Annotated in this window: 16 protein-coding genes; 9 read left to right on the forward strand and 7 right to left on the reverse strand. The window is 70.3% G+C overall.

Translation table 11 applies throughout. The features are described 5' to 3' along the window. Positions 1–37: 37 nt before the first annotated feature. Positions 38–1,036 carry a LuxR C-terminal-related transcriptional regulator gene (locus ACZ7LY_RS29045; RefSeq protein ID WP_471627706.1) on the reverse strand — a complete coding sequence of 333 codons (999 nt, stop codon included), beginning with the start codon at positions 1,034–1,036 and terminating at the stop codon, positions 38–40. Further along, positions 1,033–2,085 (reverse strand): helix-turn-helix transcriptional regulator, encoded by a 1,053-nt coding sequence (locus tag ACZ7LY_RS29050; RefSeq protein ID WP_471627707.1) that lies wholly within the window; start codon positions 2,083–2,085, stop codon positions 1,033–1,035. The genes ACZ7LY_RS29045 and ACZ7LY_RS29050 overlap by 4 nt, the downstream gene beginning before the upstream one ends. A gap of 103 nt (positions 2,086–2,188) precedes the next feature. Here ACZ7LY_RS29050 and ACZ7LY_RS29055 point away from each other — a divergent pair, with 103 nt between their 5' ends. Together ACZ7LY_RS29055 and ACZ7LY_RS29060 are read left to right on the forward strand one after the other, a co-directional pair. Then, positions 2,189–2,401: a hypothetical protein gene (locus tag ACZ7LY_RS29055; protein WP_471627708.1), complete on the forward strand. Its 213-nt coding sequence runs from the start codon at positions 2,189–2,191 to the stop codon at positions 2,399–2,401. After that, a complete protein-coding gene (locus ACZ7LY_RS29060) occupies positions 2,398–2,745 on the forward strand; it encodes a hypothetical protein (protein ID WP_471627709.1) in 348 nt (115 codons plus the stop codon). Before ACZ7LY_RS29055 ends, ACZ7LY_RS29060 begins: the two co-directional genes overlap by 4 nt. Before the next feature lie 164 nt (positions 2,746–2,909). Here the strand turns inward: ACZ7LY_RS29060 and ACZ7LY_RS29065 are convergent, their stop codons facing one another. Continuing rightward, positions 2,910–3,335: a pyridoxamine 5'-phosphate oxidase family protein gene (locus tag ACZ7LY_RS29065; protein ID WP_471627710.1), complete on the reverse strand. Its 426-nt coding sequence runs from the start codon at positions 3,333–3,335 to the stop codon at positions 2,910–2,912. A 178-nt stretch (positions 3,336–3,513) separates the two neighbouring features. On the opposite strand from ACZ7LY_RS29065, the gene clpB reads away from it, so the two are divergent. Further along, positions 3,514–6,108 carry an ATP-dependent chaperone ClpB gene (gene clpB, locus ACZ7LY_RS29070; protein ID WP_471627758.1) on the forward strand — a complete coding sequence of 865 codons (2,595 nt, stop codon included), beginning with the start codon at positions 3,514–3,516 and terminating at the stop codon, positions 6,106–6,108. A gap of 390 nt (positions 6,109–6,498) precedes the next feature. Beyond that, entirely contained in the window at positions 6,499–7,035 is a 537-nt protein-coding gene (locus ACZ7LY_RS29075; protein ID WP_471627711.1) for a YbjN domain-containing protein, read from the forward strand. A 16-nt stretch (positions 7,036–7,051) separates the two neighbouring features. Here the strand turns inward: ACZ7LY_RS29075 and ACZ7LY_RS29080 are convergent, their stop codons facing one another. The 4 genes from ACZ7LY_RS29080 to ACZ7LY_RS29095 all read right to left on the reverse strand — a co-directional run bounded on the left by ACZ7LY_RS29080 (position 7,052) and on the right by ACZ7LY_RS29095 (position 11,475). After that, positions 7,052–8,248, reverse strand: a complete 1,197-nt coding sequence (locus ACZ7LY_RS29080) for a hypothetical protein (protein WP_471627712.1) — start codon at positions 8,246–8,248, stop codon at positions 7,052–7,054. Positions 8,249–8,355: 107 nt separating this feature from the next. Continuing rightward, on the reverse strand, positions 8,356–9,552 hold the full coding sequence (locus tag ACZ7LY_RS29085) for a pyridoxal phosphate-dependent aminotransferase (RefSeq protein ID WP_471627713.1): 1,197 nt from the start codon (positions 9,550–9,552) through the stop codon (positions 8,356–8,358). A 179-nt stretch (positions 9,553–9,731) separates the two neighbouring features. Next, complete coding sequence (locus tag ACZ7LY_RS29090; protein ID WP_471627714.1) at positions 9,732–10,979, reverse strand: XRE family transcriptional regulator; 1,248 nt, start codon at positions 10,977–10,979, stop codon at positions 9,732–9,734. A 160-nt stretch (positions 10,980–11,139) separates the two neighbouring features. Beyond that, a complete protein-coding gene (locus tag ACZ7LY_RS29095; RefSeq protein WP_471627715.1) occupies positions 11,140–11,475 on the reverse strand; it encodes a winged helix-turn-helix domain-containing protein in 336 nt (111 codons plus the stop codon). Positions 11,476–11,698: 223 nt separating this feature from the next. On the opposite strand from ACZ7LY_RS29095, the gene ACZ7LY_RS29100 reads away from it, so the two are divergent. From ACZ7LY_RS29100 to ACZ7LY_RS29120, 5 genes are all read left to right on the forward strand, one after another. After that, positions 11,699–12,799, forward strand: coding sequence for a sigma factor-like helix-turn-helix DNA-binding protein (locus tag ACZ7LY_RS29100; protein WP_471627716.1), 1,101 nt, complete (start codon positions 11,699–11,701; stop codon positions 12,797–12,799). Further along, positions 12,796–13,344 (forward strand): HNH endonuclease, encoded by a 549-nt coding sequence (locus ACZ7LY_RS29105; RefSeq protein ID WP_471627717.1) that lies wholly within the window; start codon positions 12,796–12,798, stop codon positions 13,342–13,344. Before ACZ7LY_RS29100 ends, ACZ7LY_RS29105 begins: the two co-directional genes overlap by 4 nt. Positions 13,345–13,403: 59 nt before the next feature. Next, complete coding sequence (locus tag ACZ7LY_RS29110; RefSeq protein ID WP_471627718.1) at positions 13,404–15,017, forward strand: ATP-binding protein; 1,614 nt, start codon at positions 13,404–13,406, stop codon at positions 15,015–15,017. Between the two features lie 252 nt (positions 15,018–15,269). Continuing rightward, entirely contained in the window at positions 15,270–15,512 is a 243-nt protein-coding gene (locus ACZ7LY_RS29115; protein WP_471627719.1) for a helix-turn-helix domain-containing protein, read from the forward strand. 287 nt (positions 15,513–15,799) lie between these two features. Then, positions 15,800–17,062, forward strand: coding sequence for a tyrosine-type recombinase/integrase (locus ACZ7LY_RS29120; protein ID WP_471627720.1), 1,263 nt, complete (start codon positions 15,800–15,802; stop codon positions 17,060–17,062). Positions 17,063–17,099 lie beyond the last annotated feature (37 nt).

Below are 17,099 nucleotides of genomic sequence, written 5' to 3' on the forward strand. Positions count from 1 at the left end.
CTCACTCTCCTCGCGGTTCTCCGGGGGCCGGTGCCGGTCAGAGACCGTCGTGCCCTGTCTGCTCGCTCCCGTCGAGGATCCCCGACTGGCCGATGAGGTAGCCGAGTTGGGCGCGGCTGTCGCTGCCGAGGGTGGCGGCGAGTTTGGCGATGTGGACGCGGACGGTGCGTACGTTCATGCCGAGGCGCTCGGCGATCACCGCGTCGGTGTGGCCCTCGATGAGCAGGGTGGCGATCGTGCGCTGGCGGTCCGTGATGCCGGCCTGGGCGGGCTCCTCGGCGGTGCTGTGCGGGTACATGGGGGTGGCGAGGCGCCAGAGCCGTTCGAACGTCGTCGCCAGGTAGGAGATCAGCGCGGGGTGGCGGATCTCCAGGGCGACCGTGCGGTCCGGGTTCGCCGGGATGAACGCGACCGTGCGGTCCAGCATGATCAGGCGCTCGGTGACCTCGTCCAGGGTGCGGACCTGGACGTCTCCCCGCAGTCGCTCGAAGTGCGCGACGGTGGCGGGGGAGTGGCGGACGGTGTGCTGGTACAGGGTGCGCATCCGGCAGCCGCGTTCGAGCAGGCGCTGCTCGCGGGGCAGGGCGGAGGCGAGGAGCGGGGCGGGGCGGGCGCCGCCCGGCTGGACGGTCAGCAGTTCGCTGGAGGACGCGGCGATGGCCTCGCCGATGGCGTCGTTGATGCGCTGGAAGCCGAGCAGGACGCTGATCATGGGGGCGTCGGGGACGGCGGCGCGTTCGGCGTCGAGGGCCATCAGGGGCGCGAAGGACTCGGAGAGCCGGGCTTCCTGGCTGCGGCGCCGTGCGATGTCCTCCTCCAGGGAGGCGAGCAGCCGGGGCAGGGCGATGGCCGGCGGCACGGGGCGCAGCCACTCGGGGTCCTCGGCGGTCGGGCGGAGCAGGCCGTAGGACTCCAGGCAGGGGGCGGGTTCGGTCTCGGCGCGCGGTACGCGGCCTTCGCGCAGGGCGCGGGTGTAGAGGTTCATTCCCGGCTCGCACAGTTCGGCGATGCCGTGCGCGTGGGCCGGTGGGGTCACGAGTCGTTCTCTCTGCTCAGGGCGGGGGAGTCCGCGTCGAGGATTCCCGACTGGGCTATCAGATAGCCCAGTTGCGCGCGACTGCCGCTGCCCAGGGCTGCCGCGATCTTGGCTATATGTGCGCGGCATGTGCGGACGTTCATCCCTAGGCGCCGGGCGATCGCCTCGTCGACGTGGCCCTCCACGAGAAGACGGGCGATCGAGCGCTGCACACCGGTGATGCCGTCGATCGGCGGAGCGTAGGGGGCCGCGTCCTCCAGGATGGGGACCGCGCGCTGCCACAACTGCTCGAAGACCTTGGCCAGATAGCTGACGACGCCAGGGTGGCGGAGCTCCAGGGCGACCTGGCTGCCCGTCTCGCGCTCGTCGGCCGCGGGGATGAAGGCCACGGCCCGGTCGAAGATCATCAGTCGCTCGATGAGTTCTTCCAGGGTCCGGATCTCGACGTTGCCCTGCGCCATGACCTGGGCATATGCCAACGTGCCCTGGCTGTGGCGGGCCGTGTGCTGGTACAGCGTGCGCATGTTGATCCCGCGCTCCAGGATGCTCTGGCTGAGCTTCATCGCCTCGGTCAGCGCGTACTCGCTCCGGCCGCCGCCGGGCTGGACGGTGAGGATCTCCGACTGGCACTCGGACGTGGCCAGCGCGATGGCGGCGTTGATCCGGTCGAATCCCTCCAGGACGGTGATGGAGTGGGTCGCCGGCCGGCCCTGCGCGCTGACCGCCATAAATGGCTCAAAGGTTTCGGCCAACTCGACCGCGAGGGACCTGCGCTCCTGGATTTCGCGTTCGATGGGCTGGAGCCGGCGCGTCAGTGCCGCGGTCGGGGGAACCGGACGCAGCCACTCCGCGTCGTCCGGGTCGGGGTGCAGAAGCCCGAACTCGATGAGGCACGGTGCGGCGCCTGCTTCGTCCCGTGCGACGCGTCCTGCCTGCAGCGCACTGGTGTAAAGGCGTTTGCCGTCCTCGCACAGTTCAGTCACTGGATGCAGATGTGTCTGAATTATGGGCTCCTGCGCCATTTCTCCACCCCCCAGGGTCCTGAACATGCAGGAACATGATGCATCTCCCCTGTGGTGTTTGCGTGACTGAATGAGCCATCGTCATGGAAGCCGGGGGAGAACAGCCATGGAAGTGAGGACGAGGCCAGCTATGCGCAAGAACATGCTTCGGTCGGCACTTGCTCTTGCCTTCTCCATCGGGATCGGGATCGGTGCGGCGAGCACCCTCGACCTGCACTGGGGCAGTGCGCCGCACATCGACGGCGGCCAGGGCGCCCGGGCAGTGGCGCCACCGGACCTGTACTGGGGCGCAGCCGCCCCGCTGGCTCTGGACCAGACCCACAGGATGGACTTGGGAGCATGATCACGCCACCCGACGACAGATCCCTCCGCCGTGAGATGGCGATCGCCTACCGGTCCGGTTGGCACACCATCGATCTGGTGACGGCCGTGCCGAACCCCGGTGACTCGCTCATGGTCACCCTGTTCGGGGAGCCGATCATCGTGGTGCGGGATGACGACGACGACATCCGGGCCTACCGGTGTCTGCGTCGGCCGCGCGGCGCCCCGCAGCCGGTGCGGACCGTCGTCCGGTACGGAATGATCTTCGTCAACCTCGACCAGCGCGACCATCAGCTCGTCGCCGACCCTGGGCAGGACGCCCCCGGCGTTCCCGACCGCCCCACAGCCACCCCCCGCAGTGCCTGACGCGATGCCCCCGTCGTAGTAGATCGCGCAGGTGCTTCCCCCCGCAGCGGCGCCACCGTGGACCTGAACACGGTGGCGCCGCTGTCGTATGCGCCCCCGGCCATGAACCGCGAACCCCGGGTGCCGCGAACCCCGAGCCCCCGAGACCCGCAGCCCCCGCCCCCTCACCCCGGGAATACCCCGTTGCCCGTCGCCCGGTCCACCGCGATCTCGATGACGACGCGGTCGGGGTTGGGGCGCGGGACGCGGCTGTAGCGCTCGGCGTAGCGGCGCTCCGCGTCCTCCACGCGGGCCGGCTCGGTGCGCACGGTCGCCGCCCCCTCCAGCGTGGCCCAGCGCCGCCCGTCGACCTGGCAGACGGCGACCCGGGCGCCGGGCGCGGCGGACGCCGCCAGGATGTGCGCCACCTTGCGGCTGGCCTTGCCGGTGATGACCCGGGCGACGCGCGCCTCGGCGTCGTACGTGACGCCTACGGGGACGACGTGCGGGGTGCCGTCGGGTCGCAGGGTCGTCAAGGTGCACAGGTGCCGTTCGCGCCAGAAGTCCAGGAACCCGGCGTCGGGGCTGTCGAGGTCGATCCGCTTGGCCATGTCCGGAATCTATACCGGCGGGGCACCCGACTCCCGTACGCGCTCCCGTACCCTGGATTGAGGTTGAGCGGAATGGACTCAACTTTGTGTACGTTGGACAAGGCAGAGCTGTCGTAGCGAAGACACCGGAGACACCCGGGACACCGAGAACACCGAGGACGTGGAGGAGAACGAGGACGTGGACGCCGAGCTGACGAACCGGAGCCGTGACGCGATCAACGCGGCTAGCAGCCGGGCCGTGTCCGGGGGGCACCCGGATCTGACCCCGGCGCATCTGCTCCTGGCCCTGCTGGAGGGCCAGGACAACGAGAACATCGTCGACCTGCTGGCCGCGGTCGGCGCCGACCAGGCCCGCCTGCGGGCCGACGCCGAGCAGACACTCGCCGCGCTGCCCAGCGTGACCGGGTCGACGGTCGCCCCGCCGCAGCCCGACCGCGACCTGCTGGCCGTCGTCGCCGACGCCGGCGAGCGCGCGAAGGACCTGGGCGACGAGTTCCTGTCCACCGAGCATCTGCTCATCGGACTCGCCGCGAAGGGCGGCAAGACCGCCGACGTACTGACCAAGAACGGGGCCACCGCGAAGGCGCTGGCCGAGGCGTTCGCCAACAGCAGGGGAGGACGCCGGGTGACGACCCCGGACCCGGAGGGCTCGTACAAGGCCCTGGAGAAGTTCGGCACCGACTTCACGGCCGCCGCCCGCGAGGGCCGCCTGGACCCCGTCATCGGGCGTGACCAGGAGATCCGGCGCGTCGTGCAGGTGCTGTCCCGCCGCACCAAGAACAACCCGGTGCTCATCGGCGAGCCCGGCGTCGGCAAGACCGCCGTCGTCGAGGGCCTCGCCCAGCGCATCGTCAAGGGCGACGTGCCCGAGTCCCTCAAGGACAAGCGGCTCGTCTCCCTCGACCTCGGCGCGATGGTCGCCGGCGCGAAGTACCGCGGCGAGTTCGAGGAGCGCCTGAAGACCGTCCTCTCCGAGATCAAGGAGAGCGGCGGCCAGATCATCACGTTCATCGACGAGCTGCACACGGTCGTCGGCGCGGGCGCCGGCGGCGACTCCGCCATGGACGCGGGCAACATGCTCAAGCCGATGCTCGCCCGCGGCGAACTGCGCATGGTCGGCGCCACCACCCTCGACGAGTACCGCGAGCGCATCGAGAAGGACCCCGCGCTGGAGCGCCGCTTCCAGCAGGTCCTGGTCGCCGAGCCGTCCGTCGAGGACTCCATCGCCATCCTGCGCGGGCTCAAGGGCCGCTACGAGGCCCACCACAAGGTGCAGATCGCGGACAGCGCGCTGGTCGCCGCGGCCTCCCTGTCCGACCGGTACATCACCTCCCGTTTCCTGCCCGACAAGGCCATCGACCTCGTGGACGAGGCCGCGTCCCGGCTCCGTATGGAGATCGACTCCTCGCCCGTCGAGATCGACGAGCTGCAGCGCTCCGTCGACCGGCTGCGCATGGAGGAGCTGGCGCTCGACAAGGAGACCGACCCCGCCAGCCGCCAGCGCCTGGAGAAGCTGCGCCGCGACCTCGCCGACAAGGAGGAGGAGCTGCGCGGTCTCACCGCCCGCTGGGAGAAGGAGAAGAAGTCCCTCAACCGCGTCGGTGAGCTGAAGGAGAAGCTGGACGAACTGCGCGGGCAGGCCGAGCGCGCCCAGCGCGACGGCGACTTCGACACCGCCTCCAAGCTCCTGTACGGAGAGATCCCCTCGCTGGAGAGCGACCTGGAGGCCGCCTCCGAGGCCGAGCAGGAGGCCGCGAAGGACACCATGGTCAAGGAGGAGGTCGGGCCCGACGACATCGCGGACGTCGTCGCGTCCTGGACCGGCATCCCCGCCGGCCGCCTCCTGGAGGGCGAGACGCAGAAGCTGCTGCGCATGGAGGACGAGCTGGGCAAGCGGCTCATCGGCCAGTCCGAGGCGGTACGCGCCGTCTCCGACGCCGTGCGGCGCACCCGCGCGGGTGTCGCGGACCCCGACCGGCCCACCGGCTCGTTCCTCTTCCTCGGCCCGACCGGCGTCGGCAAGACCGAACTGGCCAAGGCCCTCGCGGACTTCCTCTTCGACGACGAGCGGGCCATGATCCGCATCGACATGAGCGAGTACAGCGAGAAGCACAGTGTCGCGCGGCTCGTCGGCGCGCCCCCCGGCTACGTCGGGTACGAGGAGGGCGGCCAGCTCACCGAGGCGGTACGGCGGCGCCCGTACTCCGTGGTGCTGCTGGACGAGGTGGAGAAGGCGCACCCCGAGGTGTTCGACATCCTGCTCCAGGTGCTCGATGACGGGCGGCTGACGGACGGGCAGGGGCGGACGGTCGACTTCCGCAACACGATCCTCGTCCTCACGTCGAACCTCGGCAGCCAGTTCCTGGTGGAGCCGCTCACCTCCGACGAGGAGAAGAAGCAGCAGGTACTCGAAGTCGTACGGGCTTCTTTCAAGCCGGAGTTCCTGAACCGGCTCGATGACCTCGTCGTCTTCTCCGCGCTGAACAGCGAGGAGCTGCGGCGGATCGCCGGGCTTCAGGTCGAGCGGCTGGCCCGGCGGCTTGCCGAGCGGCGGCTGCGGCTCGATGTGTCGGAGGAGGCGCTTGCCTGGCTGGCGGACAAGGGGAACGACCCGGCGTACGGGGCGCGTCCGCTGCGGCGGCTGGTTCAGTCGGCGATCGGGGATCGGCTGGCTCGGGAGATTCTTTCCGGGGCGGTTTCTGACGGGGATCTGGTTCAGGTCACCGTTGCCGATGACGACACCCTCGCGGTCAGCCCGGCCAAGTCCTTGTAACCCGGGGTTCCTCCCGTGCGGGCCCGCTGTGGCTGGTTGCGCAGTTCCCCGCGCCCCTGGGTAGTCGATCACCTTTCGGCCGGTGGGGCTTCTCGCGCAGTTCCCCGCGCCCCTGGAGGGGCGACTACGTCGCCACCTCCTCCCCTGGGGAGCTGGGGCGAAGCCCCGCTCCCTCAGGGGCGCGGGGAACTGCGCAAGGCGTTCAGGTCAGCGGGCCTCGACCGGAGAACTCCTCAGGGCCGCGGGGAACTGTGCGAGCGGCCACCGCCCACCCGCAGGTGGACGACTGCCTAGGGGGCCGAATCGCCGGGGGAGCGGAGCGGTGGGGTTGCCCCGTGGGGGGCCCTACGAGAGAGGATGGGCCCGAGACATACGAAGGGACCAAGAAACATGAGCATCGACCCGTCCTCGATTCCGAACTTCGGGGGCCAGCCCGAGCCGCAGGGGGCGGAACCGGCAGGCCCCGTCGTCCCCGACCAGGACCTGGTCAAGCAGCTGCTGGAGCAGATGGAGCTGAAGTACGTCGTCGACGACGAGGGCGACCTCGCGGCGCCGTGGGAGGAGTTCCGTACGTACTTCATGTTCCGCGGCGAGGGCGACCAGCAGGTCTTCTCGGTGCGGACGTTCTACGACCGCCCCCACGCCCTGGAGACCAAGGCGCAGCTCCTGGAGTCCATCGACGACTGGAACCGCCGCACCCTGTGGCCCAAGGTCTACAGCCACACGCACGACGACGGCACGGTCCGCCTCATCGGCGAGGCCCAGATGCTGATCGGCACCGGAGTCTCCCTGGAGCACTTCGTGTCGTCGACGGTGAGCTGGGTCCGTGCCGCCATCGAGTTCGACCGCTGGCTCGTGGAGCACCTCGGCCTTGAGGCCGACGTGGACTCCGCCGAGGACAAGCCCGCGGACGGCGACTCCGAGTGAGCCGAGCCCGTACGGGTCACAGCGGCGTGTGGGCGTAGACGACGAGATACGTCCCGTACACCACCGAGAGCCCGGCCAGTGCCACCGTCACCACGACGGCGTGCGCCGGCCGGGCTCTCGCCGTACGGACGAGCGCCCGCGCCATCGGCAGCAGCAGCGGGAACGCGGGCAGCAGGAAACGCGGCTTGCACTCGAAGAACCCGGAGCCGCCGACCGCGATCAGCAGCAGCCCGCCCGTGTACACGAGCAGCGCGAGCGGCGGCCGGTCGAGGACCAGCAGCGCGAACAGCACCACGGCGACCAGCACGAGGATGATGCTGGAGGAGAAGACGAACCGCCCGCCGTGCAGCAGCACCAGCCGCGCGAACTTCGCCGCGCCGACCCCGAGGTCGAACGTCGAGCCCCAGCCGCGCTGCACCGCGAAGTACCCCCCGAGCAGATCGCCCCGCCGCGCCCCCACCCACAGCACGTACGCCACCCAGCCCGCCGGCGCGAGCAGCGCGCCCGCCCACACGCGCGGGGAGACGCGTCCGCGCCGCCGGACGAGTTCGACGGCCGCCGCGCACAGGACGGCCGCGGCGACCGCGTAACCGTTGGGCCGGGACAGGCCCGCGAGCAGCGAGAGGGCGCCCGCCCACACCCAGCGCCCGGACAGCACCGCGTACAGGGACCACGCGGCGAAAGCGGTGAGGAACGGCTCGCTGTAGGCGACGGTCAGCACCACCGAATGCGGCATCGCCCCCCACAGCACGACGAGGAACGCGGCGGCGGCCCGCCCGTACAGCAGGTCGCCCACCCGGTAGATGCCGACCGCCGCGACGAGCGTCGCCGCCCACGCGAGGAGCAGCGCGCACATCTCGGGACTGAACGGCAGGAGCGTGTCCGCGGCCCGGATCGCCAGCGGGTACAGCGGGAAGAAGGCGAGGTCGCTGAAGACGACGCCCGGCTGGTAGTGCACGGTGCGCGCGCCGTAGCCGTGGGCGGCGACGCTCAGGTACCAGGCGGAGTCCCAGGAGCGGCCGAGCAGCGCGAGCGGGCTGCGGCCGGCCGACAGCCCCGCGAGGACGACCGCGAGGACCCCGGTTAGCCGGACGGCGGCGAACAGGGCGACGGCCTGGGCGGCGGTCGGCAACCGGCGCGCCGACCACCGGGCGGCGGAGGGGCGGGGGACCGGCGGGGCATCGGCGAGCGGCGGCGAGCTGGGCTGGGTCACAACGGCACCCTGCGACGCGCGCGCCCCCGCCGCGCGCCCGGCTGCGCCAGACGGGCGCGCCCCGCCACCCCGAAGGGGGTCCGGCCCCGGCGCCCGCTCAGCTCATGTCACAGCCGCTTGAGCCGGTCGACCGCCTCGGCGAGCACCTCGTCCTTCTTGCAGAACGCGAACCGTACGAACGGCGCCCCGGCCGCCCGGTCGTCGTAGAAGACGGCGTTGGGGATGGCGACGACGCCCGCGCGCTCGGGCAGCGCCCGGCAGAACGCGAAGCCGTCGTCGAAGCCGAGCGGCCGGATGTCCGTCGTCACGAAGTACGTGCCCCGCGGCCGGAACACCCCGAACCCGGCGTCCGCGAGGCCCGCCGTCAGCAGGTCCCGCTTGCGGGTCATCTCCGCGCGGAAGCCGTCGAAGTAGGAGTCGGGCAGGGCGAGCGCCTCGGCGATGGCGTACTGGAAGGGCCCGGCGGAGACATAGGTGAGGAACTGCTTGGCCGAGCGCACGGCCGTGACCAGCTCGGGCGAGGCCGTCACCCAGCCGACCTTCCAGCCGGTGTACGAGAAGGTCTTGCCGCTCGATCCGATGGTCACCGTCCGCTCGCGCATCCCGGGCAGCGAGGCCAGGGGGACGTGCGCGGCGCCGTCGAACGTCAGATGCTCGTACACCTCGTCGGTGACCACGAGCAGGTCACGCTCGACGGCCAGCTCGGCGACGGCGGCCAGCTCGGCGGGGGTCAGGACGGTGCCGGTCGGGTTGTGCGGGGTGTTGATCAGCAGCAGCCGGGTGCGCGGGGTGACCGCGGCGCGCAGCTCGTCCAGGTCGAGGCGGAAGGCGGGCCCGTCGCCGGTGGTGTCGGGGCGCAGGGTGACGGGGACGCGGGTGCCGCCGGCGAGCGCGATGGAGGCCGCGTAGGAGTCGTAGTACGGCTCGAACGCGACGACCTCGTCACCGGGTTCGACCAGGGCGAGCAGGGCGGCGGCGATGGCCTCGGTGGCGCCCGCGGTGACCAGGACCTCCCGGTCGGGGTCGAGGGCGATGCCGTAGCGGCGCTCCTGGTGGGCGGCGATGGCGGCGCGCAGCTCGGGGACGCCGGGGCCGGGCGGGTACTGGTTGCCGCGTCCCTCGCGCAGCGCCCGTACGGCGGCCTCGCGCACCTGTTCGGGGCCGTCGGTGTCGGGAAAACCCTGGCCGAGGTTGAGGGCGCCGGTGGCCTGGGCGAGCGCGGACATCTCGGCGAAGATCGTGGTCCCGAACTCGGCGAGGCGGCGGTTGAGCAGCGGGCGGGGGCGGGAGGTCATGCGGGCCATCCTGCGCCGAACCTCTGGGGTTCCTCAACTTACGTCCGGGGTTTGGCACTTGCGGCGGGACCCGGCGCACCGCCTCTGACCTGGAGGCGAGCGGTCGTCACCTGTCGTCGTTTGTCGGCGCGCGAGCGCAGCGAGCTGCCAGAGGTCGCGCGGCCGTAGGTCGCTCGTTCTATCCCTGGTTACTGCGGCACGAAGCCTGGAGTCGCCTGCCCCAACTCACGCAAGTGCGCAAGGTAGTCCTGAGCGGCAGGCTCGGACGCGTACCGCCGCCTCATCTCGGCCGCCAGTTCTCGACTCGTCATGATGAGCGACGGGACCGACCGGCGGTCGCCCTGGAGGGCCCTCTCGCCCATGATGAGGGCCTGTTCGAGGTCGCCCTCACGAGCCGACGTGACACCGAGCGTGACCCGCGCTTCCGCGTTGCGCATCGGGGAGCGCTCCGTGCCGTCGAAGTCCGTACCCGTGCGGAGCACCTCCTCCGCGAGGGTCCGGGCGAGCTTGTCCTCACCAACGAGCCGGTAGCAGTCCATCGAGTAGAAGTCGAACTTGGCGGGGTCTACCACGAAGTGGTTGTCCAGGTTCTCCGGGTGCGCCATCCCTTCGAGCAGCCGCCGCCCCTTGTCGAGCGCTACCTCAACCTGCCGGCGGTCCCCGAGCCGGGCCCACGCCTTGGCCTCCTGCCCAGCGAGCTGGACAGCTACACCGTGACCGGCGGCCACTTCGGCACCTGCCTGAGCGGCAGAGATGACGCCACGGTAGTCACCCGTCGTGAGCGCGAACCAGGCCCGCATCTCGTGGGCCCACCCAGCAATCTCGCTGTTCTCCGACTCATTGGCGAGCGAGAGCGCCGCCTGACGCGTGACCTCGGCCGCGTGGCGGTCGCCCGAGTCATACTCGACACAGCCCACCAGGAGGGCGAGCCAGCCGGAAAGGGCAAGCACCTCTCGGTGCTGTGCGAGCGTGAGGCTCTTGGAGTGGAGTTCCACAACCCGTCGCAGCCACTGGCGCCCCTCGATCAAAAGCGTTTCGCTCGGCATGAACGGGTACTCCGAGCAGAGCCGATCCGTGGTGATCCGCAGGGCATCGAGCGTGGCGGAGTCGACATCGGAGCGGCTGAGGCGGCTGACAATCTCGAAGGTCTCCATGCCGCTGGCGGCGAGCACCTCCTTGTTGCCGTCCCGTCGGCCGGGCACGGGGAAGAGCGCGTTTGTCACGGTGCCGAACGTGGCCGCAATGATCGGGCGGTAGAAGTCGTTCGGCATCATTCCGGCTTCCCAGCGCTTCCACTGCCGGATCATGCTGTCGTCAGCCGGGAGCTCCGTCGTGGCATGCGCTCGCAGAGCCTTCACGGCGTCCCGCTGTGACCAGTCTCGCGCCATGCGCTCTGCCGCGATACGCCGTGCCCATGCGGGCCTGTCGTCGCTCATAACGCCCTCCTCCGAGTGCTGATGTGCAGAGTCTCGCGCGCGACCCCTGGGGACAGGGAAGGGGACAGCAGGGGGACAGGGGGCGTGTCCCCGGGCCGCTGGCCTGCCCCCACGATGTCACTTACCTCACACACTCCGCCTGCCGCATGGTGGTCACAGATCACGCACCACCTGGCACGCAGCGCTGTTCCAGCGCGATGAGCCGTTCAGTCAACGCCTGAATCTGGGAGCGGATTTCCTTGATGTCGTCGCGCACGTCGTCGCTGGGGGCCGAACCGTCGCTGACGAAGTTGCCGAGGTTGCCGGCCGACACGATCAGCCCTTCGGTCCGCAGTGCTGCCAGCCCGTTCTGGATGGTCTGGCTCGCGTACCCGAAGCGGTCCATGAGCTCACGCTGGGACGGGAGCTTGTCACCCGGCTTCATGCGCTTGATGTCCTCGCGGAGCGCGTCCGCGACTTCCACTGCCTTCGGCTTGGGCCCTCTCGTAACCGTCATAGTGCGAGCGTAGCGGCTTTCACCACAGCGAACTAGTGCGCATTACAGCACGGGGCTTGTGCACCACAGCAGACTAGTGCAAGCTAGTTCGCAACGGGTCGCCCGGGGTCGGGCGAGATACCCGCAAAAAAGCCCTGGCCGCAGCCAGGGCTCACAAACAGGGAGCGGCCTCCCACCGCCAAGTAGTCAGCCGCTCCCCGACCCACAGAGGGGTACATCCATCATGCCTGGAACCATCGCGGAACGGACGGCCAGCCAGCGCAAGGCGCGTGTGGGCGAGATCGTGCCGATAACGGCAGAGCAGTCGGACCGGCTGGCCTCGCTGTACGAGGCGTATGGGCGTTGCCTGGTTCGGTACGTGTACTCGCAGCTCACCCGCCGGGGTTACCACAGCATGGCCGCGTGGGAACTCGCGGAAGACATCGCTCAGGGCCTGTGGGTGCGCGTGGCCCGTGAAGGGGCCGAACAGCCGTTGCTGAGCGGGGAGCCCCTGACGGAGGACTCCACGCGTGCGATCTTGTTCACCAAGGCCAAGCAGGAGGTCTTCGGCTATATCAGCAGCCGGGACGCCGGTGAGATCGCGGTTGACATGGACGATCCGGTGACCTGCAAGCGGCTGTGCCCGCTGATGCCGAGCGGGTGCGCCCTGGTCGAGCTTCCCGCCTACCTGGCAAAGATGGTCGACGCGCTGCCGGAGCAGGAGCGCGCGGCGCTGTTGCTCAGTCTGGACGGACTGGACCCGCGCTCGATGGCTGAACACCTCGGGTGCGGCGACTCGACGGCCGAGCGGCTGGCCGGCGCGGCCGTGCTGAGGCTCCAGCTCGACAACCCGGAGCTCTCGCGCGAACCGGTGGCACTGGAGTCCCTGCCGAAGTGGGAGCGGGAGGCACTGTCGGAGCTGAGCCCGGAGCGGCGCGCGGCGCTACTGCGACTGGAGCCCGTGACGCGTCACGCCCTGCTGCTCAAGCACCAGGGCGTGAGCAAGGGCGAGATCGCCAAGCGGCTCAGCCTTTCTTACGACGCGGTGGCGACTGTCGTACGGTGCGCCCCCGCCTCTCGGACCACGCCGAAGTCCAAGACCACCGGTCGGCGTACGAACTCGAAGTTCGCTCAGGTAGCCGACGCGCTGCGGGAGGACATCAAGTACATGGGGCTTGGTGACCGCCTGCCGCGCCGCGTGGACCTGATGGCGCGCTTCGGGGTCGGTAGCCGCACGATCGACAACGCGTGGGCCGTGCTGCGCCGTGAGGGGCTGATCGAGGCGAACGGCGTCTACGGCTACACCGTGGTCCGCTCTCAGGTGGACATGGAGCAGGCGGCATGAGGCACGCACATCCGCTCAACTCCGCGCGGCGGCGCGTACGCAAGGAACAGCTCGCGCGTCGCCACGGGCAGCGCTGCGCCTACTGCCGCCGCCCGTTCACTGACCTGAGTCAGGCCACCCTTGATCACATCGCGCCGTGCTCGCTGTGGCGGTCGTGGTCGGTCACCTCGCTGATGCTCGCCTGCGTCGACTGCAACCAGGCCAAGGCCGACCGACTGCCGCTCTCGCTCGCCCTGCTGTTGCTGGCGTGGGCCGACCCGACTAAGCCGACCGTCGACCCGACCGCCGCGCCCGTGCTGGCCCGACTCGCGGTCGCCAACAAGTCGACGTACGAGGCGGTGTGGTCGGCCGACCCGATCCCGTCTCGGTCTACCCCTGACCTGCGTTATGGGCCGCGTCACACCCCGCGTCACGGCGCCGTGCGGTCGATCCGACCGGTCTGCCGCGCGGTCGTTGACCGTGCGTCGATCCGACCCGACTGCTTGCGTCCGTCCCGCCCGGTGCGGGTGTGCGCGGGCCCGACTGGAGAGGCGGTGTTCGCGTGAACGAGGTGAACACTCAGATGAACGGATCACCCCGACCCGTGAACGGCCGGACCAGGCCCGTGAACGGATCGACCCGGGCCGTGAACACGGTCACCGACGGCGTGAACACCGGAGGCAAGACCGTGAACGCCCGTCGGCCGGTCGCCCCCGGCGGGGGCGGTGAGGGCGGCAAGCAGCCGCCGGCCGCCGCGCGGATCGTGGCCATGGCGCGCGAGCAGTATCGGTTCGTGATGTCCCCCGACGGCCGCCCCTACGCGGTCGCGCTGGACGGTCCGAACATCGCGCTGCCGCTGCGGAACAAGGGCGGGTTGCGTCAGCGTCTGGCCCGGCAGTTCGCGGACGCCTACCCCGGCGAGGTGGCTTCACAGTCCGCGCTGGCCGACGCCATGACCGTGCTGGAAGGTATCGCGGAAGACACCGACCCCGAACCGGTCCACCTGCGGGTGGGACGCGACCCCGCCGGCGCGGTCGTGGTCGACCTGGGCAGCGCCGACGGGCGTGCGGTCGTTGTCACCCCGACCGGGTGGAACGTGGTCGACCGGGCCCCGGTGCTCTTTCGCCGCTCCGGTGCCATGGCGCCGATGCCGCCCCCGGCGCTGGACGGTGACGGACTGGCCAAGCTGCACGCCCTGGTGAACATGGATGAGCCGTCGTTCCGCCAGCTCGTGGCGTGGCTGGTCGCCGCCTGGATTCCGGACATCCCGCACCCGGCGCTGGTGTGCAAGGGCGAGCAGGGCACGGGCAAGTCCAAGGCTGCCCAGTTGTTTATCAACCTGGTTGACCCGTCTCCGGCAGCCAAGCGCAGTCAGCCACGGGACGCCAAGGAGTGGTCGCGGCAGGCGTTCAGTTCATGGGCGCTGTGCCTGGACAACGTCTCCACCATCCCGCCGTGGCTGTCGGACACCCTGTGCAAGGCGGTGACCGGAGACGGTGTGGTGGAACGCGCCCTCTACACGGACGACGACGTGGTGGTGTTGACGTTCCGGCGGGTGCTGGCCATGACCACGATCGACGCGGGAGCCCTCGCCGGGGACCTGGCCGAACGCGTCCTCATGCTCGACTTGCAGCTCATCGACTCCGACCGGCGCCGCTCCGAAGAGGAGTTGGACGCCACCTTCGAGGCGGTGCGGCCTGCCGTGCTCGGGGCTCTGTTCGACGTGCTGGCCTGCGTGCTGGCGGTGCTGCCCTCGGTGCGGCTGGAGTCCATGCCGCGCATGGCTGACTTCGCCCGCGTGCTCGCGGCCGTAGACCAGACGCAGGGCTGGAACACCCTCCGGGACTACCTCGCCACCTCCGCGAACGTCGCCACCGACGCGATGGAGGGCGACCCGTTCGCCATGGCCATCTCCCACCTGGTCGACCAGATGGGCACCTGGCAGGGCACCGCCGGGCAGTTGCTCGAAGTCCTGCCGACCCCGCTGGTCCGGCCGCCGAACTGGCCCAAGGACGCCACCCGCGCGAGCGGACGCGTCAAGCGGCTCGCCCCGCTGCTCCGCTCCATCGGAATCACGGTGGACGACACACAGCGTAGCCGCGACCGACACCGACACCGCCTCCTCACCCTCACCCGCGCACCCGACGAAGACGAGTCAGCGTCCACAGCCGAACAAGCCGCTCTCTGGCCAGAGGTAGCCCCCACGGGGCACGGCAGAACCTCGCCTGAACAGCCTTGACGTAGCCGGAAGGCCCGCCGGGCCGGGCCGCACACCAGCGGCCCGGACACGTCGAACCTGCGGACGCTACAGCCGGCCAGCGCCCGCAGCGTCCGCACCAGCGTCCGCACCCTTGCACCCCAACTGGCCTGCGGTAACACGGCCATGCGGACGCTAGGGGCGCTGCGGACGCTGCGATACACCAACTCTCTAGGACGGCAACCGGCACCACTCCCACGCACCGCCCCACGGACACGAGGAGTCACCACCGCCATGCCCACCGCCGAAGAGCCCGCCGACCCGCGCGCCATCCTGCGCGGCGGCCTGCCGGACCGCTACCTGACCCCCGAAGATCTGGTCACCATGTTCGGCCTCCCGAGCGTCGAGACCGTCTACCAGTGGCGCCGCAAGCGCATCGGCCCGCCCGGCTTCCGCGTCGGCCGCTACCTCCGCTTCGACCCCACCGCCGTACGCACCTGGGTGACCGAACGGACCGCCCTCGACGACGCGGCCTGAGCCGCTGGTGTGACAGAACCCGCCGCAGCTGCACCGGGTTTCGTCACGCAACCGGCCCCATCCAGGACGAGGGAGTCACCACCCGCCGGGCCAGGGAGGCAGGGAGAACTCCCTGACCGCCTCCCTGCCCGCCTCCCTGGGCCTGATCAGCGTAAACGGCCCTCAGGGAGGCAGGGAGGCGCGCCTCCAGCACCCCCGAAAACCCCCTCAGGAAGCCGTCCGAGACTCCCTGTCCCGACCTCCCTGACGCTCTCTTGCGCCCTCTACCGAGAAGGGAGTCAGCCCCCATGGCTGGCCATATCCAAGACCGCTGGTACAAGACCGAGACCGACGCCGACGGGAAGACCGCCCGGGTCAAGACCGACCGCCACGGAACCGGCATGCGCTACCGCGCCCGCTACATCGGCCCCGACGGCACCGAGAAGTCCAAGAGCTTCCCCGACCGTCAGAAGCGCCTCGCTGAGAAGTGGCTCAGCGCCATCGAGACGGACATGACGCGCGGCCAGTACACCGACCCCAAGTCCATGCAGATCACGTTCCGGCAGTACGCCGACAAGTGGTTGGACACCAAGACGCCCAGCGTCATGACCCGGAAGGAACTCGGCCGGCGCCTGCGACTGCACGCCTACCCGGTGCTCGGCTCGCGGCCGATCGGGACCTTCCGGCCGGAGCACATCCGGGAGTTCGTTGCCGCTCTGGAGGCGAAGCCCGGTGTCGGCCCCTCCTACGCTCGGAACATCTTCGCGGACGTTCAGGCGGTCCTGTCCGCCGCTGTCGACGACGCGCTGTTGTCCCGCAACCCGTGCAGTGCTCGGACCGTCCGGCGACCCAAGCCCGACCCGCATCCCGTCATCCCGTGGGTGCCCGACCAGGTGTTCGCTGTTCGCGCGGCCCTTCTGGACCGGTACCGCGCGATGGTCAACGTCGGGGCCGGGTGCGGCTTGCGCCAGGGCGAGGTGTTCGGGCTCGCTGAGGACGCCCTCGACACCGACGGCCGCACGCTTCACGTGGTTCGGCAGATCAAGCACGTTGAAGGCCACCCGGTGTTCGCCCTCCCCAAGGGAGGCAAGAAGCGGGACGTACCCCTGCCCGGTTCCGTGGCGGAAGCCCTCCGGGCGCACATGGACGCCTTCAAGCCTGTTGAGATCACGTTGCCGTGGGACGTGCCGGAGGGGCCGAAGGTGTCCGCCCGGCTGATTTTCACGGCGGAGCAAGGGGGCATGGTCTGGCGCAGCAACTTCAACGGCAAGGAGTGGAAGCCCGCTCTCGCGGCCGCTGGGCTCATCCCGGACGCGGACGATGACGGCAAGTACGAGTCGGCGCGTGAGCACGGCATGCACGCCCTCAGGCACTTCTACGCCTCCGCGCTGTTGGACGCGGGGGAGAACATCAAGGCAGTCAGCGAATACATGGGGCACGCCGACCCGGGGTTGACGCTGCGGGTGTACGCCCACCTGATGCCCGACAGTCGCCAGCGGGCCCGCCACGCCATCGACACGGTGTTCCAGCGTCTCTCTGAGGAAGATCACGGCCCACAGACGGCCCGGTGACCTACGGACGGCCCCTGAATTGCCCTTACGTGCAGGT

This window comes from Streptomyces sp. NPDC107550 (assembly GCF_055639095.1).